We start from the raw sequence: 20,654 nt of genomic DNA, 5'->3' as shown, positions 1-20,654 counted from the left end.
GACTCAACACTTTCGAGAGGAACCCAAACCCATGTCCGTCATGACGATCATCTTCGGCGTGATCATCGCTGCCGCCATCGTGTTCGCAATCGGTCGCGCCATCAACGAGCGCCGGTGAGGGGACAGCGGTGATTGAAACCGATGACGACCTGTACCGGGTGGATCAGCACTGGCTAGGTCCTCCGGGGCGGGCGTTCCCGAGGCCGATCAGATGGCAGGCGATGGGTATCGGTGTGCTGTTACTGCTGCTGTCGTACATCCTCGTCATGGGGGTGCTGTCGGTGCCGTGGAGCGGCTGGAGCGTCACCGTTGTGCTGGGGTTGACCTATCTCGGGACGAAACGGATCGTCGACGGGCTCGGCCACGAACGCACCATCCGGTCACTGGCCCGGTCCGCGATCAACGACCTCACCTCCCCACGCCCTGCGGTCAAGCTCGACAAGAAATTTCGGAACGCGCCGCCGAGGGTGTCGATCCCCGACCAGATCGCGCGGGTTCGCCTCGTCCCCGCTGCCGCTGATCACACGACTTCCTACGACTACGAGCAGGTAGGTCATGAGCTATCCCGGTAACCGGTTCGCCCCGGCCGACCTCGTCCCACCGCCCGGGGCGCTGCCCCCGGTGCTGCCCGAGTCATGGTTACGCGCGGCGCGCCAAGCCGGGCTGCAGACCGCCGACCCGCACACCACCGCTGCACCACAAGCGAGCTTGGGTGATGCACTGCCCACCGACCTTTCCCCGGTCGCCAGCTCCGACGAGGACGTGGCCGCACAACCTGCCCGCCGCAGGGTCAGCAAACAGCGCGGAAAGAAGTCCCGACCGGGTCCCCAGGGGCACTCGACCAGTGCCGCCGCCGATCGCTGGAGCAAGGCGCGGCTGCGGAAGCAGTCCAAGTGGCGGCTGCGGGCGGTGCTCGGCAACGTCACGATCACCGACGCCACCGCCACGTTGTGGTTCGTGCAATCGCCCGGCACATGGAGCATGCGGGCAATTGCCGATCAGTCGCGGTTCATCCGGGACGAAGCGTTGGTGCTGGCCGAACTGCGCAGCAAAGGAGTGGCCGGCATCCACCGGCGCACCGTGCGCGAACCCTGGCCGGTCAAAGAATGGGGACGCGCCCACGCACGACTCGCCGAGAACCGACTCCCCGACGTCCCAGGCGCTCTCGCGTGGGACGAGTACCTCATCGGTCAGCAAGTGGCGCTGCTTGATTCCGCCCCCACCCGCAAGCGCCGATACTGGGGCATCGAATTGCCCCGCCGATCGATGACCGCCCAGGCAATCGTCGCGGTGGCCGACATGTGCACCGCGGTGAAGGGATTGGGACCGCGGCTATCGAAGTGGTCGGAGCAGGTCCTGCGCGCCGAACAGGACGCCGCGGCCGAACACATTGCCGAGATCGAACGCGTAATGCTCTCCCCCGGTGTCGAAGCCCTGCCGGCCGACAGCGGACAGATCGACTATCTGCTGCGCCGCTCCGCCGCAGTGGGAATGCCGTTGACCGAACCGGCCGCCGCACGCGCACCGTCAGGTTGGGATCTGCCCGATCTGTTGTCGCTGAGCAACCTGACGGACATGCACTACACGCCCGGCGCCGGACACACTGTCGTCGAAGGCACGATCGCCGGCCGCACCTATAGGTCCTACGTGACCGTACTGACGGTGGGGAGGATGGCACCACTGGCCATCCCGGAACAGAAGATGCCGTGGCAGCTGCTCGGCGACCAGCTCGGGTTGCCCTTGGAGTGGTCCGAGCGGATCACCCTGCACACCCCAGAAGAGACACTCGGCGAGATACAGAAGCAGCGCAACGCGATCGAGGCGCAGTACCGGCACTACACCGTCGAGCACGACGAAACCCCACCCGATGAGTTAGCAGCACAGCACGGGTTGTCCCGGCGCCTGCGGACGGAGATGTCGAACGGTGGGGCACTGGCCACCCGAGGATCGGGGTGGTGGCGGATCGCGGTGTCCGGTTCCTCCCCCCAACAGGTGCGGGACCGTGTCTCGAAGCTGCAGCAACAGTACGCACCAGATATCGAACTCGAAGTCGAGAACGGCCAGTACCACTTGCTCAAAGAGTTCATGCCCGGTGAGAAGCTCGCCAACACCGCCCACAAGCGCAGGATGAGCGTTCTGGCCATGTCGGCGGGGATGGGCGCGGCGGCCGACCGGATCGGTGACGAGGAGGGCATCATCCTCGGCGAAACCGCGTCGATCTCGGTGCGCCCGGTTGCCTGGAATCTCTTCGCCGCTCACGACTTCTTCGACAAGGGCGGCCTGACCCCCCTGGTCGGCGTCCAGGGAGCCGGCAAAACCCATCTGGCTGGGATGATCACTTACCAGGCGCTGCGCCTGGGCGCGCACGGAGTGATCCTCGACCCGTCCGGTCCGCTGCGCGCCCTCGCCGAGCTTCCTGAACTCAGGCCGTTCACCCGCGTTTACGAGCTGACCGGCCGCGGTGCGAAGCCCGGCGTCCTCAACGTCTACCGGGTCGTGTCCGAACCGGACCCGGCCGACGAGATCTATCGCCCCGGCCATGCCGAGTACGCACACGAATCCGACCCGGCAGCCGCCGCGGCAGCGGCCTACGAGGACGATCGCGGTGCCGCCCATGCCGAGCGAGTCCAGCTCGCGTCCTGGGTGCTGATTTCGATGCTCGACGCCGATGACCGCAGCGACCGGGATGCCAAGAGTGTGGTCCGGATGGCAGCAGCGATGGTGGGGGGTCAGCCGACCAACCATCTGGGCAAGGTCCTCGACGCGATCGATCACATCGCTGCCGGTGTGGTCTACACCAACGGCCACGGGGTCGCCCACGGCACGATTAGCGGCGAGACCGCTGGCTCGAAGAACACCCCCGTCATCGGTGAAGGACTGCGCACCGCCGCGGGCCGGATCGGGCCGATGCTGCGCACGATGTCGCAGCTGCGCGATGCGCGGGTGCTGTTCCCGTCGGCCACCGCCGGTGACGATGCCGCCGCCGAACTGTTCGACTCGGTCCTCGACGAGCGCCTGACGATCCTGACCATGCCGGGCCTGCAGATCGACGACAAGGCCGAGGGAAGTGCGGCCACCGACAGTCAACGCCTGGCCGGGCCGTTGATCCACCTCGCGGCGTGGTTGGCGACCCGGCTGGTCTACGACAAGCCGCGCTCACTACCGAAACTGCTGTTCCTGGACGAGAACAAGTACCTCAAGCAGTCCGGGGCCGGCCGCACTCTCTACGTCCGGCTCGGTCGCGATACCCGCAAGTTCCGCACCCGCGCACTGGTATGCAGCCAGCTTGCCGGCGATTTCCTCGGATTGGCGGACGGCGCGGACGACCAGGACCAGTCACAGCTGACCGACGAGATCATCATCGGCCGACTTGGCTCGTCCGAACGGGCGATCTCCGACGCACTCAAACTCCTCGGCCTCGACGAAGGCGAGGGGTACGAGACGATCCTGGCGAACCAGCTCGGCGGAGGCCGCAACGACACCTACGACCCGCGCGCGAACAAGGCTCGTAAACAGCGCGCCGCGAAGACCGGCGCCGACGAGGCCCGCACCTACGTCGTCCGCCTCGGCGGCGACATCGAGTTGGTGCGCGCGAACTGGACGAACTTCACTCACATCGCCCACGTCGCGCAAGCACTGAACTCCCGGGCCACCGCCGCCTGACCCCCTCCTTGGGAAGGACCTTCTCGATGCCCGTCACCGCCCGCACCACCAGATCACCCGCACACCTGCGGCAGCGGATCATCCAACTGTGCGCGGTCATGATGCTGGTCGGGCTCAGCGCCCTGTGCGGGCAGGCCACCGCCCACGCCGCGGGCTTCAACTGCAAGGACGTGCCGGCACCGCAGTCCCCGAACTCGGCGGCGCCAGCGTTCTTCGACTCCGGATCGGTGGACAAGCCCACAGAATCACAGCTGTCGGGCACCGGGTACGGCGGCCACGGCTGGGCAGGTCTGACGTGGCACATCTACGACCTCGGTTGCGGTGAAGACATCACCGGGGTATCGCTGGTGCGCAACAAGACCGACATCGGAAATACCTTCCTCACGATCGGGCAATCGTTCGCTGCCGCGGCGTTCTGGCTCGACGAGCAGGCCAACACCCCCACCGAGGGCCGCGAGACCGGGCGACAGGGAGCGATCGCGCAGTTCGACGAGATCGTGCTCGCGGTCTCCGACTCATTGCGGCCGACCGTCTACGGGCCGTGGCTCGGGCTGGGGGTGGCCGCGGCCGGGCTGATCATCCTCTACCGCGGTCTGCGATCAGATGCCCCGGCGGTGTTTCGGCAGCTTGCGATTGGTGCCGGCGCGCTGGCGATCGGTGGGTTGATGGTCGGTGCACCAGCGAAGGCGATCCAGATCTCCGACGAGACGTTCAGCGCGCTGATCACGAAGACTCAGGGCGAAATTTTTAACTCTGCGGGCATGACCGATGACCCGCGGTTGGTGATCACCGACCGAATCATCATCCCGGACGTGCAGCGAGGATACTTCGGGTCAAACGCATCTGGCCGGACGCTCGACGATCTGTGGCCGAAGCTGCGGGAGTCGATCGCCTACACCTACGACGAGCAGGAACGGATTAAGGCCGACAACGCGGCACAGAAGGAGATCGACGAGGCCAAGGCCGAGAAGTTCCGGCGGGAGGTCGTCGAACCGTTGGAGAGCAAGGGGCTCTCGTTCTACACCTTCCAAGGCAAAGACAGCAGCCGTGTCTCGACCGGGTTCCTGTCAATGGTCAAGACCTCGATGCCCTCCTTCTTGTGGATCGGTTCCTCGGTGCTGAAACTCGCGGCGCTGCTAGCGATCCGGCTGGCGATCATCACCGCCCCCGTCTGGGTTCCGCTCGCCATCGTCTCCGGATCGATCCTGATCCGTGTCGGACGCATCCTCGGCGGGATATACCTGTGGGCGGTAGCCGCTGCGGTGCTGATGTCGGTCTACCTGCTGATCTTGATCAAGCTGTACCGCAATGATGCGGTCGACGGAACCTGGCGGCTGTGGTTTTTGGTCATCCTCACCATCGTCTTCTGGATGTTGTTGCGCCCGATTAAACGGCTCTCACAGACCATTACCCAGTCGCATCGCGGCATGATCGGCGGCGCGATGGACCGACACAGGCACGGCTCCTGGAAGCAGAAACTGCTCACCGCCAGCTCGATGGTCACCAACCCCGCCATGGGACTGGCCGAGAAGAGCCTCGAACTCGCCCGCGCCGGCACCAACCGCGGCGCCGACGGGACCGGTCGGCAGTGGTCCGACATGATCGGCGGCAACAAGCCCCCGATCGTCCGGCAAGAAGGACGTGCACTGTCGGCCGCACGCACCGACGACTACCGCGACCGCGCCCGCCAAGCACAGCTGGCCGCCCTACGCAGCGGCGACCGTCGAGCGATGGTAGATCTGCGCAAATCGTCCCAAGACAGGCCCGACCCCGGCACCCGGCTCCCCGGTATCGACCTCACCGCCGACCCAGCCGGCGGCAACGAAAACACCAGGCTCGCAGACCTGCGCAAACACACCCCCGCAACGGGTTTCACCGACGGATTCGAGGCCCTCCACACCGAAGACAGCGAAATCTTCGTTACCCATCAGGACACGACCCGGTGGGACGGCGGACCCGACGCGATCATCGCACCGACCACCATCTACCGGCCGAGTGAGGAAACGGAAGCGACTGAAAAGGATAAGCGTCCGTGGGTGTCGATCACCCAGAGAGCACCGGCCTCGGCCACGGCGGTGGAGGGGCCCGCGCGCAACGACCTGCCCCGCGCTCGATTGCGTGAGAACACCGCGGCGGAGCAGTCGACGGGAGTGCTCGACCGGCCGAATCGGGAACTGGGAGTGTACTAGTGAAAACCGCCAACCCGATCACCACCGCGATTCGCAGCTGGGTCCTGCGCAGTCCCGGCCGGCTCGCCAGCGGGATCGCGATTATGGTCGCGATCCTCTACCTAGCCCGCCTGATGGTCACCACAGTCACCGGGACAGCTGGCGACACGGCCGAGCCACTCGCGAACGCGGCGAACACCCACACCACGTCGGCGGCCACCAAGACCGCCGCAACCAAGGAGATCACCGAGGCTGAAGTCGCGTCGATGCCGGCCAGCTCGATCGGTCGTAGTCCCGCAACAGCGGCGATGTATTACGCACACGAGTTCGTCGACACCACCGCATCACCAACTCAGTGGGCGATCGCGCTCAGCCGTGTCACCCGCCCCGAGCGCGTCAATGACACCCTCGCCGCGGCCCGGCCCACCGCTCAGGTGTCGATTCTCGGGCCGACACGCACCCTGTCAGGCACCGGCACCACCGGAACGACCGTGGAGATCGACACCAGTGCCGGGACCCTGACCGTCGCGGTCACCGACACCGACGGCGGCTGGCAAGTCGACACGCCCCTCCCGACGCTCGACCTCGACGACGTGGACCCGGTTCCCACCACCCCGCGCACCACAACGCCCACCACCACGCCGTCACCCGCCACCTCACTGAGCCCGGAGCGCACCCCCGAGCCCCTATTGCCCTCGGAGCCTGCTCCGCCCGCACAGCGGGCCACCATCCCCGCCCCCGTGCCGGTCCCCGGCCCCATCCCAATCCCCGAACTCGACACACCTCTGCCAGGCCCGATCGCATGACCGCTCGGCGTCTGACCGCGGCTGCGCTCGCCGCGTCATTCACCATCGGGATGGCTAGTGCCTGCACCGGCGGGGCGATCATCGATCTGCCCAAACCTTGCCGGCCCGCCCACTCCCATTCCGGGGGCACGCGCGCAGACAGCACACCCGACGATCCGCCGACGGCCGCGCTGATCCCGTCCGGGCCGATCCAGCAACCCATCGCACCGGGGACCACCACGTTCACCTCCGGTTTCGGACCCCGATGGGGGGCGATGCACAACGGTGTCGACTTCGCCGGCCCGGTCGGTACCCCGATCTACGCCGCCCTCGACGGCCTCGTCGTCGCCGCCGGTTCGAGCGGTGAAGGTCCCGGTGTCGGTTTCGAGAACTGGGTCATCATCGACTCCGTGGTCGACGGCCGGCCGGTCTCCACGGTCTACGGGCACATGTACGCCAACGGTATCCACGTCAAACCCGGGCAGAGCGTTACGGCCGGTGACCACATCGCCGACATCGGTAACGCCGGCGGGTCGACCGGGCCGCACCTGCACTTCGAATACTGGGGAGGCGGCCGCCTGCAGGGCGGCACCGCGATCGACCCTATGACCAAGCTCGGCGGCGCCCCTGCACCATCCGAACGCGACACGAGCACACCGGGATCGACCATCTCTCTCGTGGCCGCATCCACTCCTCTCGACTGCGGCAAGGGCTTCGGCACCGCGGGCGGCGGCGACCTCAAACCCGGCAGTGTCCCACCAGCATTCGAAGAATGGTTCCGCAAGGGCGGATCGCTGTGCCCCCAGATCAACCCGGCACTGCTCGCTGCGGACACCAAAGCCGAGAGCGGGTTCCGCGCTGTCACCAGCCCCGCAGGCGCAAAAGGCTACACCCAGTTCATGGATGGCACCTGGGCCGTGTACGGCCGCGACGACGACGGCAACGGCAGAGTGTCTCAAGCGGACGTCGGCGATGCGGTGATGGCTCAGGGCCGCTACTTCTGTGAGATCGCGCGATCGATCGACAGCTGGATCGCCGACGGCTCCGTGAAGGGCGATCCACTCTCGCTCTACATCGCCAGCTACAACGCCGGCGAAGGTGCCATCAAGCGAGCCGGTGGGATGCCCTCCGGTGGCGACTATTCCAGCGAAACCCGCCCATACGTGCAGAAAGTCCTCGCCTACATTCCCCAGTTCGAGCAACCTGGCGGCCGCGGCGAGTTCGTCCCCTCCCCCACCGCCGGCGGCAGCAATGTCATCGAGGCCGCCAGCCAGTACTTCGGCACCCCGTATGTGTGGGGCGGCGGCGGCGCGGGTGGTCCCTCCGATGGCGGGTTCGACTGCTCTGGCCTGACCCAGTACGCCTATGCCCGGGCCACCGGGGGCAAGACCATCCTTCCCCGTACCTCCGAGGAACAATGGAAGGTGGGCACTGAAATCCCGATCTCCCAGGCCAAGCCCGGAGACCTCGTTTTCGGATCCTGGGCGGCCGGCGGTCCGGGCCACGTCGGTATCTACGCCGGGAACGGGCAGATGGTTCACGCACCCACCACCGGTGACGTCGTCAAACAAGCACCCGTAATGGCCGACATGCGCGCCCGCCGTATGTGACCCAGGAGGAGAGGAACCATGCGCAAAACCTCGATCGTGCTCATAGTGATTATCGCCGCAGTTGCGGTACTTCTCTACTCCTGCCAGGACAACGGCAACCCCTCAGGTAACGCGACACCGCAAAGCACCACGACCGCACCGGCACCTGCGCCTGCACCGGAAACGGGCACCAGCGCATTTCAGCGACCGGAACCGACATCGCCGGAGGAAGTCGCCCGCCGGGCGATGACCGTCACATTCACCTGGGCCCCTGCCACCGACGAGAGCCCCACCAGCGGATTCCGTCGCGCGACACAATGGTTCACACCGGCCCTGGCTGCACGCCTTACCTCCGATGTCCCGTACGAGCACGGACCCAGCCTGCAATGGCAGCAATGGATCAACGACAACGTCCGAGTCATCGCCGACGTCGCCATCGGTTGCTCCGGCTGCCCACCCGACACCGACACCACCGCTCACCGGGTGGCCACAATAACCCAAACCGCGGTCATCGGCGACACTCCCCACCCCGTCGAGCCCGAGATTACAGTTTGGCTCACCCTTACCGAAGCAGACGGCCGATGGTTGATCGATAACCTCACCTACTGAACGCAACCGAACGAGCGAGGGGGAACCTTGAAGTACCGCGTCACTACAGCTTTGACGACCATGGTGCTCGCCACCGCGGTCATCGCGGGGTGCGGCAGCAACTCCAACGACGACACCGCATCACCACCGGAACCCACGATCGACGCCACTACCCCGGTCGTCGATCCCTTCGTCGACGACACCGCCGACGGACAGCAGAAGGAAACCGTCACCCGCATCATCGCTCTCGGCAACAAGCGGAAGGCGCCTGACAACGCAATCATCGCGGCTCTCGTCGCCTCACGAGCTGAAGGATTTTGGCGGGTCCACCACTCCGGCTCCGGAGGACGGAACCTCTTCGGATGGAGCCAGAAGTGGGACAACCGACCTGCCCTCGACGCCGGAGCCGTCACGGACGCAATCCAGACCTTCTATGCAGGTGCGGAAAGCCAGGGGGACGCCGCAAACGGCAACCCGGTCGACTACGCCGTGGCGATCCAGCTGTCCGACCACTTCGGCGGCCGTACGTACTTCGAAGACCGCGAAGCCTACGACGACAACATGTCCTATCTCGGCACCGAAGAGAAGGTCCGCAGCGCGTACGCCGAGGCACTGCCCTACGCACGTGCGGCTTTCTACGAGTTGAACTAGCTGCGAGATCAGCGGCGCTCGAGGTTGATCGGGCCCATCAGCACGATCGCGACCACAGCGCAGGGCGGGCACATAGCGAAATCCTCGCAGGACCGCGGGACTGGCGTCCTTCGCTTGTGGAGACAGCCGTTGATCGTTTCGTCACCCGAGTGGACTGTTGTGTCCAGCGTGATTACAACATCGACTTACTCGATCGGTGGCGCATCGCAATGCCTTGAGGGGCCGAACCGAGTCTGGCGGCGGACCTGCCAGCCGTCCTGGATTTCGAGAGCTCACGTATTGGCGCTGCTCACCCGATCGCGCACGCCGACAGGCTCTTCAGTGACCGTAACCTCTTCCAATTGTTTTTGTTTAGCTGGCGTTCGTTGGGATGACATAGCACCGAGGTAGACACCGCCGGCGACTAACAAAAACCCAGCTGCCGCACCGATCCCGGGACCATAGACAGTGCCCCATTGAATTAGCCGCTTGTACGCGACGGCTCGTTCCACCTGTTCATCGACGGTTTGCTCGTCGAGCATCGTTGTGACATCAATGATGGTGACTGGGTTCGGATCGTCGATGTCGGATCCAAAGTGCTGGTTGTAATGCTGTCGTACCTGGACGATTGCACCGGAAACCGGTTCGACCCAGAGATCCCGAGTGACGCCGTAGAAGCGCTTCAGGGACACCGAGTCCGTTCCGGTTCTCCCCCAGTTCACCGCCGGAAGTGTGATAGCACCCCCGATCGAGGTCGGCTCGATCCTTTGGTGAAACTGGAAGACCGGGAGGCCCTTAATCTCGGTCTCTTTCACAAAGTCGATGGCGCGACTTGAGCGCAGGGTCGTATCAAAGTAGGGGTAGGAGAGCTTCTTTGTGTCGAAGGGGAACTTAAACTGGAGTCCTTCGTGAGCAACTGGCTCCGCCGGCTTATCGAGCGAAGACTGGATGGATCCAGAGGGCTCCGAAACAGCGTAACCGGTTCGCCTATCGACGGTAGTTCGGTCGACGCTTGCATTGATCACTGAGCGTGGTCCGTTCCGGTCATCCCGCGTCATCTGCACGGCAGACTGCAGAGTCACGGTATTTGAATCGGACGGATCTTGGACAGTGACCCGTTGGTTGACAGTGATCGGTACCGTGGGATCGATCTCCAGCTTGCCCTTCGTCAGAGCGGCCGCATCGAGCAGTTGCGCAGTACCGGTGGAGACCGTGTCCGCCTCAACGTCCAGGGGAATCTTAACGAGCTGACTTGCGGCGTATGTCGGAGCGAGCGCGCTCATCGTTAGCAGCAAGGTACCTGCCATGATGGCCGCACAAGCGGTGCCGTGACGAGACAGACGGAGGCTGATCGGCATTCGGGCGATCCTAGTCGAGACTGCGTGGAACTTCTCATGGGCGCCGCCCGCCCCCCGACTGGGCGTACCCGCGCCGGACGACTACCGTTGTCTGTCGGCATCGCGGGGGATGCTGACGGCAGGAGGTTCCGGGAGTGGCACATAGAGCGGCAGTTACACGTGCCGTCGATCACCTGTTCCGCATTGCGGTGGGCGACGAAGCACGATCATTGACCGGCATGGCGAATGCTCTCGCACGCGATCGCGGACGGCCACTGTTGATTCAGGAGGGCCCCGACCTGCCGTCCCGAGTGTTCGGCCAATGGGTACGCAACCCCGACCATGACGAAATAAAATATGCGTTGTGGGTGCATGCTCGGGAACGAACCATCGCCCACGAACTCGGCCACATGGCACTGGGACATGTCGGCAGGCCTGCCATCGAACTGGCGACCGACTACCTTCCGCCTGAATCTCACGACCTAGCGAAACTGATGCTCCAGCGCGACTGCACGGATACACGGTCCACCGAGGAGGCCGACGCTGAAGCGTTCGCGAGCCTGCTGCTGCGACGCTTGAAAGGTAGCAGTCGGACTAGCCACAACCCTGCGGTTCGGTCACGGCTTGACGAGGCCCTCGGTTGATTACCGCGCTGGCTGCCGCACTGTTGGGCGTGGCGGCGGCAACCCGGCTGCATCGGTGGTGGTTCAGTCGTTCATGGACTCTCGCTGGTGCCGCGCTCATCCTGGCATGCATGTCACTTCACATGATGCTCAACATCCAGCCCATTGAGGAATTCGTTCGATCTTCCTTGGGCGCGGGCATGCCTGGTGCCCTCAAAATGCTGTTGGTTTATGGAATCTGCATCGGTACTGCCACCGTGTTCACGGATGTGACGAGTAAGGCCGGCCAGCGCACCAAGTTGATCCGGCTTCACGTCGCACTCTCGTTGTTCACAGCCGCCGTTTCCTTCGTGTTCTTCTTCAAAACGCCATGGCCGGCGAACGTGGACAATCGCACGTTCGACAACGAGTATGCGTTCCTACCTGGATATGCCGAAGGCTTGATTCTCGCGATGGCATACCCGTTTCTACTATGCCTGATGGTGACGGTGGTAACGATCGTCCAGGCAGACCGACATACCGTCACCGGCCGTGGATTGCTCTTGATCTGTCCGGGGGCCGCAATCCTGACTGCATACGCCGCCCTTCGAATCGGATACCTGGTCGCCGCGCGCTACGGACTGATGGAGCCGACACCCACACCGTTCGCCATCTCCCGTACGCTCGCCCTGACCGGCGTGCTACTCATCGCCGCAGGAGTACTTACTGCCCTGGCGATGAACTGGATTGGAGCCCGGGCTGCGCTCAAGCAGTTCTCCGACCTTCGAGCCGAGCTGCTGACGCGGTGGCCGAACGCCGAACGAGAATCGAATCGCGGCAGTAGCGCCGCCGAGCAAGTCGACGACCGAGCAGCTGAGCTACTTGATGCTCTTAGCCTGGAAGTCGATCACAGTGGGATGCCGCCGGGCGAACCTCTTCCCCAGCCGTTGGCCGTCGACGCAATCACCGAATGGCTCGTCACCGGTCGACTTCCCGACCGATTGGGATACAACAGCTTTTTCTTAGATCCCGGAACCACTGACACCATGTGGGCGTGCATGTTGGGCAACGCTTATCGAATCGCCCACGCAGACAAACGAGAGATGGCCTTGGAGCAATGACGGAGATCGATTTTCGGGACCGCCGTACTGTAACCGATATGGCCGCACGCGTACTGACTGAAGTCGGTGCCCCTTGGGTCATCAATATCGTGACGTCGATGGTGATCGGTATTTCCGTGGGCACGGCGGGCTGGGGCGCGTTCGTTGCGCTGTGTACGGGAGTCGTCCCGATGGCCGTCATTCTGTTCGGGATGCGGAGGTCGCGGATAGGCGACCACCATGTCACCCAGATCAACGAGCGACATCTCTTGATCGTCGTGCTTCTGGTTGTTGCGGTGGGTGGTTTGATCATTCAGATCCTCGGGCACGCACCGATCGAGATGATCGCATTCATGTCGGCGGGCCTGGTGGCGCTGGGAGTCGCCGCGGTCATCACGAGCATTTTCCACTGGAAGGTAAGCGTCCATACCGGCGTTTCAGCCGGTGTGACCGTTGTGTTGGCTCTGGCGGTGTCACCGTGGTGGCTGCTGGCGTTGGTCTTCACACCGTTGGTGGGATGGTCCCGGGTCCATCTCGGGGACCACACGAAAGGCCAGGTAGTTGTCGGTTCGATCGCGGGTGCCGTCGCTGCTGGTATGACCTACGCATTGATTGCTTAGGACTAGTCCTCGTCGCTGGTCAGCTTCCGAAATGGGTCGTAGGTCCTGGCCGCGACACGCTGATCCTGTGAATCTCGTAGGTTCTGAATCCATTCAATCTGTTGCTTGATTTCTTGATAGGCCTCTTCGTCCCCGAAGTAGTCCATCGGCACACGGAATACCCGACAGATGTCTCGGACTGTCTCCAAGCCGGGCGACGATCGCTTCCCACTGAGCAACTGCGACATGTAACCAGTAGTCATCTTGCTGCCGCTGAACCGGAGCATATCGACGACCTCGGTCTGTGTGTATGGGCCCCGGTCCTTCGGGTGGACGGTGTCAAAGAGATAGCGAAGCCTTTCAGCGAAGCTGCTCATCGTTCCTGCCCAACCCTTCAACCTTTTAGCCCGGATTGACCCGTAGGTACAGGCAACACTCTTGACTACCCGCATTCTCGCAACAGCATAGATCTTTCGCAACTTGCAATTGTAAGTTGCGAAACGTAGCCTGATCCCTGGTCTAAGACGGACGTCACCATCGGAAAGAATGTGATGTGGCCAGATTCTGGAATAAGCAGTGGTAGAGAGCGGATTGACGCCGACCTGCACATGATTCACACAGAGCGAGCACGCCCGACAGTCAACCGGTTGGATACCGCCGCCGCAGCGATCGGTTGCGTAGGGTCACGCCGGGGTGCCAGCAGGCCGATTCCGTGCGCGCTCGTATGCGGCGCGGTAGACACTTTCGGACACGCCCAGAGCCGCCGAGAGTTTCCGGGCATTGTCTTCCGTCAACGCCGCCTGCCCACGCTCGACCTGAGCCACCGTCGTGGTGCTGACCTCCGCCAGTTTTCCGAGTTGCGGCTGCAGCAAACCTGCAAGAACTCGCCAATCGCCTGGGAGTCGCTCAGCCTCCGGAACAATGACGATATCGCTGATCTTCGCGCCAAGGGCGTCGGCGACCCGCTTAAGGAGGTCTACCTGTGGCGACGTTGCTCCCGTTTCCCACTGGTAGAGGGTCGCGTGCCCGATACCCGCTACGCGAGCGAGTTCGGGCCGACTCAGGCCGGAGCGCTCACGACGTGCCTTGAGCCGAGAAGGATCGAATCCGCGCATCACCCGTCGGCTCACCGAAACACTCCGTCCATCACTCCTGGACACCTTGCACTATCCCCCTTACGATCACTTCAGTACACAGTTTTGCCTCACGGAAATAGATCAAATATGACTCCGCCAACCAAGAAGGGTCTGTGATCTAACAAAAGGACCCCCGCCCGGTTACCGCCGGGCGGGGGCCTGAACCGAACAGGGTTGCCGCCCTGATCAGCGTATTTCTTCAGCTAGCAGAATGGAGATCTGCCAATGCAAACGATAGGCGACGTCGGCGGAAGTGTCGACGAGACTGACGTGCTGAGTTGGACAACTGCTCAACTCCGACGGTTCATCAAACATCACGACTCGCTATGCGCATGCTCAGGAAGTTCGAAGCGCTGCGCGGTCTACCGCGCAGCGCACGAAGAGGCCTTCTTCCGGCGGCTCAGCACAAACCTTCCCGATCGCGTCGACGGGCTTCAGGCCACTGACGGTCTCCCGTGCGCGCGCAATCCACGCGGATGGGACACCGACGTCGCCAGCACAGGTCAACTCTTGGCCGCGATCGACGCCTGCAAAAGCTGCCCGTTCTTTGCGAGTTGCGAGGAGCAGGCGCAGGTCGGCCCAGCACGATCGATGGTGTGGGCCGCGGTGGCTTATGACCGCGACGGCGAGCCGATCAAAATCTCAGCGCTGTCAGCGTGGGTGCGAACGCGGGACGGCATACGTCTTCGCGACCAGAAGCAGCCGTTCCCGGTCCCTACTCTCTCTGTAGCGCAGAGAAGGTCGACGCCAGTGCGGTGGGCGTCGTGATTGCGCCGCGGGAGGTAGATGAGGGGCTCTCTGGGGCGATGTTCGATACCCAGTGTGAGTGCGTGCAGCTCCCGGGATTCGAGACCTGCTGCGCGGATACGGTGGTGATGATGGAGGCCGGTGGGGGTCCGACGCCTTCCGTGATCCGGGCGGGTGTTGGAGATCGCCACGTCGGAACATTGATCGCCGCCAATCGTGAGCTTCGGATGTACTACAACCGTGGCGAGGGGCAACGAGTAGTCGATCGGGGGTCGGCGGGATGATCGGGCTTTCTGACCGCGTCCTTCTCATGGCGACCGGCGAGGTCGAGTGCCCTGGAACCGAAGGGCCCGCTTCACTGCGTTGGGGGTGGTTCGCTGATCTTTACACTCACCCGGTGTGGGGTCTTGCCACTGTTCCAGGCTTCTCCACGCCCGTGGGATACACCATGGCCGAGTTGTGCCGCGCCACTCCGACCGGAACGGTCGACTCTCTCACTGTCCGATGGGAGGCGATGGAGCGGCTGGCTGCGATCGGCGCCGGCCGCGCTCAGTCAGCGGCTATGTACGCCTGGTCTGCGGTCGCCGATTCCGTCGTCGACGCCCACGACTACCTGGGCGGCCATCAGTTCAGTGGTGCGGAAGCGGTCGCCGCCGCCTTCTGGGCGCATCTGGCCGCGAAACCAGGGGCTGTCGCCGAGATGTGCATCGCCGCGGCCATCGAGGCGTGGAACTCACGCCTGCATTACCCCGCGACGAGAGGGGCGGTCGCATGACAAGTGTTACTGCCACCGACCGCCACGGGCGAACGTGGGAGCTCATCGCGATGGACAGCGTCATCTGTGCGCTACTCGTCGCCGACGCGGGCACGCCGACCGTGATGTCCGCCGCGGATCTTATCGGCACGCATGGTCCAGTCCAGCTCTCGCCTGCCGGGTCTCGTCTCAGTCCGGGATCATGCGATGCGCTTGTCGACGTTGTCGATCTTGTCGCATCCGATCCTGAAACAGCGACCGTCGAGCAGATACGTGAGGTCGCCGCCGCGGCGCGCCTGTTGCTTGGGGTGAAATCGGTACCTCGGTCGGCGTAACTGATAGGGCCACAGCCACAACCGCGTTTCTCTGATCCCTTTTCAGCGGACCCGAGCGGAACCTCAGCCGTTCGCGGTGGCGGCCGTCGTGGATCGGCACTCACACATGCCCAACAGTAAGGCGATGCCCTTGACCGAGTAGATACCCGCGCGACCCCGAAACACAAACAAAATTGCGCAGACCTCAGAAACACGAAAACCCCCTTGGTGGGGGTGGTTTCGGATTCACGAACCGCTCCGCGGCATTTCGTTGAGGAGGACTTGCCGGTCCTCCTCAACCAAGAGGGTGAAGGCCTTGCCGGGCCGTCACATTCTCAGAGGTGAGTGGCGAAAGTTCACAGCTTTCGGCGCTCGTTCTGCATTCCCCGAAGGGACTTACCTATGCCAGGTACGTCTGATGCTAACGCATGCGCTGAATCAGCATCAACACAACACGTTGCCACCACCCACACCACGTCATCGACACACGCCGATACGCGCATTCCGCAGTCGGTAGAAGTCGACACCTGGGAAGCCTCCGTCCACGCCGCCACCCAAGCCATCAACCAGCTCCACCAGTACAACCACGACACCGGGCAACGCGGCCAATCCTTCACCCTCCCCACCACACCAGGACGCGAAGCCACCATCCCCGTATGGACCAGCCGCACCGAATGGCTCCGCCAACTCCGCCACCACATCACCCACACCACCACCGGCCAGACCGCACTCACCACACACAGCATCAGCATCGAACGCCTCATTGCCGTCGCCACAGCCCACGCCCGATTCGCGGATTCGACCACCGGACGCGGTGTCACCGCATCCCGGCAACTCATCGCGCACCACGCCGGCGTCTCACTCTCCGTCGTCAACCGCGCCCGCCGCGTCCTCAAGCAACTTCACATGGGCGTCGAACTCGAACGCGGCCGAACACTCCGCACCCACGAATACATGGCCGCTGAACTCCACCACGGCGGCCAACAACACCAAGCAGCCTCCGTCTGGGCACTCAGCTCCCCCAAAGACGTTGTCGAATCCACTCCCCCACGCCCACAACAAATATCGCGTCCACAGCGCGCCCGCACCAAACGGCCCCTCACACGCCACCGCACCCCACCCCAACAACGCACCCCCGCAGCCACCACAACAAATCCCCAAGCCGACAACGCTGACACCCTATCCCCCAGTACTTACGTTCCTTCCCATAATCTTTCGTCACGAAGTACTCACCAACGCGCACACGCGCGGCACAACGAACCCACCCCACAACCCCGACCGCTCCACCTCCAACGAGCAGCCGCCACACTCATCGCCTCCTCACCCGCACTCACCAAGCACCGGCACATCGGACACATCTGCGACGCCATCCAAGCCGCAGGCATCGACACCACACACTGGACCGGCCACGACATCGCACACACCCTCGACCGCGACACCCGCCAACGCGGATGGACCTGGCCCACCAGAGACCACATCAACTCACCGATCGCCCTCTTCCGCTGGCGACTCACCCACATCAACTGGACCGGACCCTCCCCCAGCCAACTCCGCACCACCGCCGACGCAACACGACGCCGCGAACAGACTGCTCGCCGCACCGCAATCGCACACCGCAACGCCAGCCAAGCAACCCCCGAGCAGAGGAACGCTGCACTCGCTGAGGTGCGCCGAATCCTTCACCGAACTCCTCGACATCACCGCCAGACCGGCCAAAGGCTGGAATGAAAGGCGCGACGATGTTCGACCCGATGCCCGGGTGCCACATCAGAATCGTCGCGTCGAGCGACCACTTGCCAAGAGGCGCACTGGCGGGCACCGTCACCCTTACCGGGTCAGACCTACATCGCGTAACGTGCCCGGGAAGGAAACGAAGCCGCTGACACCACCAGGTGCCGGCAGCTTCCCACCTCGGAGCCCTCGAACCGTCAGGTCGGGACCCCGCCCGCCCCCTGCATCAGCTCCGCCGATCCGCAACCGGATCGAACCCTCGCGTCGACGCAACACGTTGAACGCAATCGACTGCGTAACGCGTGGACAGGCGTGCCCGGTGCACACCGTGTCCGGCCCGGGCCGCCCCGTGCCGAAAGGGGCTCCGTACGCTGGGCCGAAAGGTTCTTGGACGTCGAGCGTGCATCCGGCCGCGCGAGGAGATCTCGTAGCCGCTGTCGCCATCCGCTCCCGCACCTCCCGGCCTGTGCGCAGGACCGCGCCGAGCTCGATTGCCGCCGCAGACGCCTCGTCGCACTATGCACCGAAAGCTTCCACCCATCTCGTGCCGGCAGTCATCCTCGCCAGATTGGAGACCCGCCCGCGACCGAACCTCGAATTGGCGGCCCCGAGCAGGTCGCGCAGACCAGCGCCGTTGTTCTTCCAGGGCGGAGCACAGCTCGACTCGAGGGAACCGCAGGTGGCCTGGAGACCGCCGGAGGCGGATATACCGAAACACAACCCAGCCCCGGCACACTGACCAGCGGCTGCGGTCGATCAGTTCGTGTAGAGCGAATGGCGTCCGGCTGATCAGTCCGGCTGCGGGCGGCGCCGCGCCTGGCGACGGGCGTGGCGGGCCATGAGATGCGCTCTGTTCTTTTCGCTGCGGAAGATCTCGCTGTTCACAGCCTGTTCGATCATGCCTGGGGCCTCGAGCAGACGCTGCGCGGCCAGACGCATCAACTCGGCACGATCGGACCCGACTCGTGCGGCCAAGGCGTCTAGCCTGTCCCGCAGTGGGGCGTCGAAGTGCACATTTACCCTGGCGGAAAAGATCTCGGGCCGGAGATCGCGCAACGGTGCGATGGCCTCCAGGTCTGCGGTGAGATCACCCGGCTTGTCGAGTAGGCGCCGAAGGGCAACCCGAAGAAGCGCGGTGCTGAGCTTGTCCCCGTGCCGGCCGGCGAGGCGCCAGATCTGTTGCTTCGCTGAGGGGTTGACCATGACCTCGAGCTTGTCGGACAGTCCGGTCCGCTCCGCCTCGCGGAGCATCGGATGTTTGTAGCGGCCGGGGGTTCCGAGGAATCGGTGCAGGGCAATCCGCATGAGTGCGCTGACCGTGGTGTCGTGCTCGGCGGCCAGCGCCGTGAACTTCTGCGCGGTGTCCGGTTCCAGTTTGAGCGTGAGCATGACCAGCGGGATCGCCCGCCGGACTGCCGAGAGTCGCCGCGCTTCCTCGAGACGGTTGCGGACGGCTTTGGGCTGGGTGACCAGTCGTCGGCAGGCGACGCGGATCAGCGCCCCGAACCGGCGAGGGCCGATGCCCTCGGCCATCTCGTCGAGTAGGTGTTTGGTCTCTGGGTCGAAGCGCAGCGCGATAGGATCACCCACCGGGATCCGCCCTGGCCTCGACTCCGTCATCCCTCGATCTTTTCTCGTCCGCAGGTGCGCAATAGTCGGCCCCGGCATCCGGGGGGCGGATTCCAGCGGTCGTCGCAACACACATGGTTTGGCAGAAGCATAGTGCAGCTCCGATTATGGATCCGTCAGAGACTCACGGACCAGGGTCTTGCCCTACCGCTCGATGTACTGACATAGCTCGCCAATGGCGGCAACCGTGGCATCGGTATGGGTATCGATCCACACCGGACCATCGTCGCGCTTGCGCGGCTGCAGCATGCGTTGCCCCTGTGAGGGCCACTGCACGAAGTCGTAGCCAGCGAGGTCTGACTGAACGGTGTCTGCCACCCAGACCGCGGCCTCAGTGAACGGAGCATCCATCGACAAGCCGTCGCAGCGGCTGAACCCACTGATGCCATGTACGCCCTGCCAGCCGATGGTGACGGCGTAGTTGCCGTTAACGGCAAGCTCCCACACCAATCCTCCCAACCGCACGTCGCGCCCGTACCGCAGGCACCGCAGATCGCGGGCGACGGCTTCGAGTGCACGCACCCATACCTGCGGCGCCTCGACGTCGTGATCGGATCCGATCGCCGGGCCTCCGTCGAACAAGCCGAAGTGCCACACCAAACTGTCCTGATTCCACAAGTCCCGGGTCGGCATAACGTCATCTTCGCGCGTCCGAGCTGCCCGCCCGTGTCATTAGCCTGATTGCACGCCAGGCCGGTCTCGACGCTGTTACCTCGGTGACGAAGCGGGGTATCGTGCGCACCATCCAGCTCTGCGATACCAGCCTGCTGGTTGGAAAGGCATCGGCAAGCGGAAAGCGAGAGGCAACGATATGGTTCGGTGTGCCCGAAATCGGCAGTCGGCGCCGGACCCAACCGCCGCCGCCTCGCATCGTCTACGAAGCCCTCACCGACCCTGACCGTGACCCGATTCGTCCGTGGCTGATCCTGCACAACGATGAACAACGTCCGACGATCGCAGAAGCTACCGATCCGAACCTCGTCGTATGGACATCGATCTGGCCGTGGCGACCGGATGCACGGATCCGATTCGACATCGTTGGCCCACCACACGGCGCCACTACTCTGTCCTGGACGTTGATCGTCGACGAACCGGTGCCGGACGGGGAAACGATCGTCCGCATGCGAAAGCGAATGAACGAACTCATCAACGCGAACCTGCGCTTCACGTTCGGTCAGTAGTCACCCGGTCAAGGATCCTTCTCCGGGGCTCAGACTCGTACCCAGTGTTCGTCGTCGTCGCACCATCGCCACAAGGCTGGCTCGTCGTCGAGGTGAGCGAC

19 protein-coding genes are annotated in these 20,654 nt (G+C 64.1%); 14 read left to right on the top strand and 5 right to left on the bottom strand.

Annotation, left to right across the window (positions count from 1 at the left end; all coding sequences use genetic code 11):
- Nucleotides 1-128: 128 nt before the first annotated feature.
- Genes HYG77_RS34510 through HYG77_RS34480 form a run of 7 tightly spaced genes read left to right on the top strand, consistent with a single transcriptional unit; the run spans nucleotide 129 to nucleotide 9,444 of the window.
- On the top strand, nucleotides 129-572 hold the full coding sequence (locus HYG77_RS34510) for a hypothetical protein (RefSeq protein ID WP_208964070.1): 444 nt from the start codon (nucleotides 129-131) through the stop codon (nucleotides 570-572).
- The gene (locus tag HYG77_RS34505; RefSeq protein ID WP_208964069.1) at nucleotides 556-3,663 is read left to right on the top strand and encodes an ATP-binding protein; all 3,108 of its coding nucleotides are present in this window, start codon (nucleotides 556-558) and stop codon (nucleotides 3,661-3,663) included. Before HYG77_RS34510 ends, HYG77_RS34505 begins: the two co-directional genes overlap by 17 nt.
- Nucleotides 3,664-3,689: 26 nt before the next feature.
- Entirely contained in the window at nucleotides 3,690-5,852 is a 2,163-nt protein-coding gene (locus tag HYG77_RS34500; RefSeq protein WP_208964068.1) for a hypothetical protein, read from the top strand.
- The gene (locus HYG77_RS34495; RefSeq protein ID WP_208964067.1) at nucleotides 5,852-6,637 is read left to right on the top strand and encodes a hypothetical protein; all 786 of its coding nucleotides are present in this window, start codon (nucleotides 5,852-5,854) and stop codon (nucleotides 6,635-6,637) included. The genes HYG77_RS34500 and HYG77_RS34495 overlap by 1 nt, the downstream gene beginning before the upstream one ends.
- Nucleotides 6,634-8,226, top strand: coding sequence for an NlpC/P60 family protein (locus tag HYG77_RS34490; RefSeq protein WP_208964066.1), 1,593 nt, complete (start codon nucleotides 6,634-6,636; stop codon nucleotides 8,224-8,226). Before HYG77_RS34495 ends, HYG77_RS34490 begins: the two co-directional genes overlap by 4 nt.
- Nucleotides 8,227-8,244: 18 nt before the next feature.
- Nucleotides 8,245-8,814 (top strand): hypothetical protein, encoded by a 570-nt coding sequence (locus HYG77_RS34485; RefSeq protein WP_208964065.1) that lies wholly within the window; start codon nucleotides 8,245-8,247, stop codon nucleotides 8,812-8,814.
- A 27-nt stretch (nucleotides 8,815-8,841) separates the two neighbouring features.
- Entirely contained in the window at nucleotides 8,842-9,444 is a 603-nt protein-coding gene (locus tag HYG77_RS34480; RefSeq protein ID WP_208964064.1) for a hypothetical protein, read from the top strand.
- Nucleotides 9,445-9,716: 272 nt separating this feature from the next.
- Here the strand turns inward: HYG77_RS34480 and HYG77_RS34475 are convergent, their stop codons facing one another.
- Nucleotides 9,717-10,781 carry a DUF3068 domain-containing protein gene (locus HYG77_RS34475; RefSeq protein ID WP_208964063.1) on the bottom strand — a complete coding sequence of 355 codons (1,065 nt, stop codon included), beginning with the start codon at nucleotides 10,779-10,781 and terminating at the stop codon, nucleotides 9,717-9,719.
- 134 nt (nucleotides 10,782-10,915) lie between these two features.
- Between HYG77_RS34475 and HYG77_RS34470 the strand changes: the two genes are divergently transcribed.
- From HYG77_RS34470 to HYG77_RS34460, 3 genes are read left to right on the top strand one after another with little or no spacing between them, the layout of a single operon-like run.
- Entirely contained in the window at nucleotides 10,916-11,404 is a 489-nt protein-coding gene (locus tag HYG77_RS34470; protein WP_208964062.1) for a hypothetical protein, read from the top strand.
- Nucleotides 11,401-12,483, top strand: coding sequence for a hypothetical protein (locus HYG77_RS34465; protein WP_208964061.1), 1,083 nt, complete (start codon nucleotides 11,401-11,403; stop codon nucleotides 12,481-12,483). Before HYG77_RS34470 ends, HYG77_RS34465 begins: the two co-directional genes overlap by 4 nt.
- A gap of 38 nt (nucleotides 12,484-12,521) precedes the next feature.
- Nucleotides 12,522-13,082: a hypothetical protein gene (locus tag HYG77_RS34460; protein ID WP_208964060.1), complete on the top strand. Its 561-nt coding sequence runs from the start codon at nucleotides 12,522-12,524 to the stop codon at nucleotides 13,080-13,082.
- A gap of 2 nt (nucleotides 13,083-13,084) precedes the next feature.
- On the opposite strand, the gene HYG77_RS34455 is transcribed toward HYG77_RS34460, so the two are convergent.
- Nucleotides 13,085-13,540, bottom strand: a complete 456-nt coding sequence (locus HYG77_RS34455; protein ID WP_244461497.1) for a helix-turn-helix domain-containing protein — start codon at nucleotides 13,538-13,540, stop codon at nucleotides 13,085-13,087.
- 204 nt (nucleotides 13,541-13,744) lie between these two features.
- Nucleotides 13,745-14,176 carry a helix-turn-helix transcriptional regulator gene (locus tag HYG77_RS34450; RefSeq protein ID WP_109335866.1) on the bottom strand — a complete coding sequence of 144 codons (432 nt, stop codon included), beginning with the start codon at nucleotides 14,174-14,176 and terminating at the stop codon, nucleotides 13,745-13,747.
- 1,165 nt (nucleotides 14,177-15,341) lie between these two features.
- Here HYG77_RS34450 and HYG77_RS34445 point away from each other — a divergent pair.
- The 3 genes from HYG77_RS34445 (at nucleotide 15,342) to HYG77_RS34435 (ending at nucleotide 17,740) form a co-directional block, all read left to right on the top strand.
- Nucleotides 15,342-15,719, top strand: a complete 378-nt coding sequence (locus HYG77_RS34445) for a hypothetical protein (protein WP_244461496.1) — start codon at nucleotides 15,342-15,344, stop codon at nucleotides 15,717-15,719.
- Nucleotides 15,716-16,033 carry a hypothetical protein gene (locus HYG77_RS34440; protein WP_208964058.1) on the top strand — a complete coding sequence of 106 codons (318 nt, stop codon included), beginning with the start codon at nucleotides 15,716-15,718 and terminating at the stop codon, nucleotides 16,031-16,033. The genes HYG77_RS34445 and HYG77_RS34440 overlap by 4 nt, the downstream gene beginning before the upstream one ends.
- A 381-nt stretch (nucleotides 16,034-16,414) precedes the next feature.
- Entirely contained in the window at nucleotides 16,415-17,740 is a 1,326-nt protein-coding gene (locus tag HYG77_RS34435) for a Rep protein (RefSeq protein ID WP_208964057.1), read from the top strand.
- Between the two features lie 792 nt (nucleotides 17,741-18,532).
- Here HYG77_RS34435 and HYG77_RS34430 read toward each other — a convergent pair.
- Together HYG77_RS34430 and HYG77_RS34425 are read right to left on the bottom strand one after the other, a co-directional pair.
- Entirely contained in the window at nucleotides 18,533-19,333 is an 801-nt protein-coding gene (locus HYG77_RS34430) for a CopG family transcriptional regulator (RefSeq protein WP_244461495.1), read from the bottom strand.
- 183 nt (nucleotides 19,334-19,516) lie between these two features.
- A complete protein-coding gene (locus tag HYG77_RS34425) occupies nucleotides 19,517-20,005 on the bottom strand; it encodes a hypothetical protein (protein ID WP_208964055.1) in 489 nt (162 codons plus the stop codon).
- Between the two features lie 188 nt (nucleotides 20,006-20,193).
- Between HYG77_RS34425 and HYG77_RS34420 the strand changes: the two genes are divergently transcribed.
- The gene (locus tag HYG77_RS34420; RefSeq protein ID WP_159928792.1) at nucleotides 20,194-20,553 is read left to right on the top strand and encodes a hypothetical protein; all 360 of its coding nucleotides are present in this window, start codon (nucleotides 20,194-20,196) and stop codon (nucleotides 20,551-20,553) included.
- Nucleotides 20,554-20,654 lie beyond the last annotated feature (101 nt).

The organism is Rhodococcus sp. ZPP (assembly GCF_017656075.1).
GTDB classification, from domain to species: Bacteria; Actinomycetota; Actinomycetes; order Mycobacteriales; family Mycobacteriaceae; genus Rhodococcus_F; species Rhodococcus_F oxybenzonivorans.
Note: the sequence above shows the minus strand (reverse complement) of the source record. Positions and strands in the feature narration are given on the sequence as shown.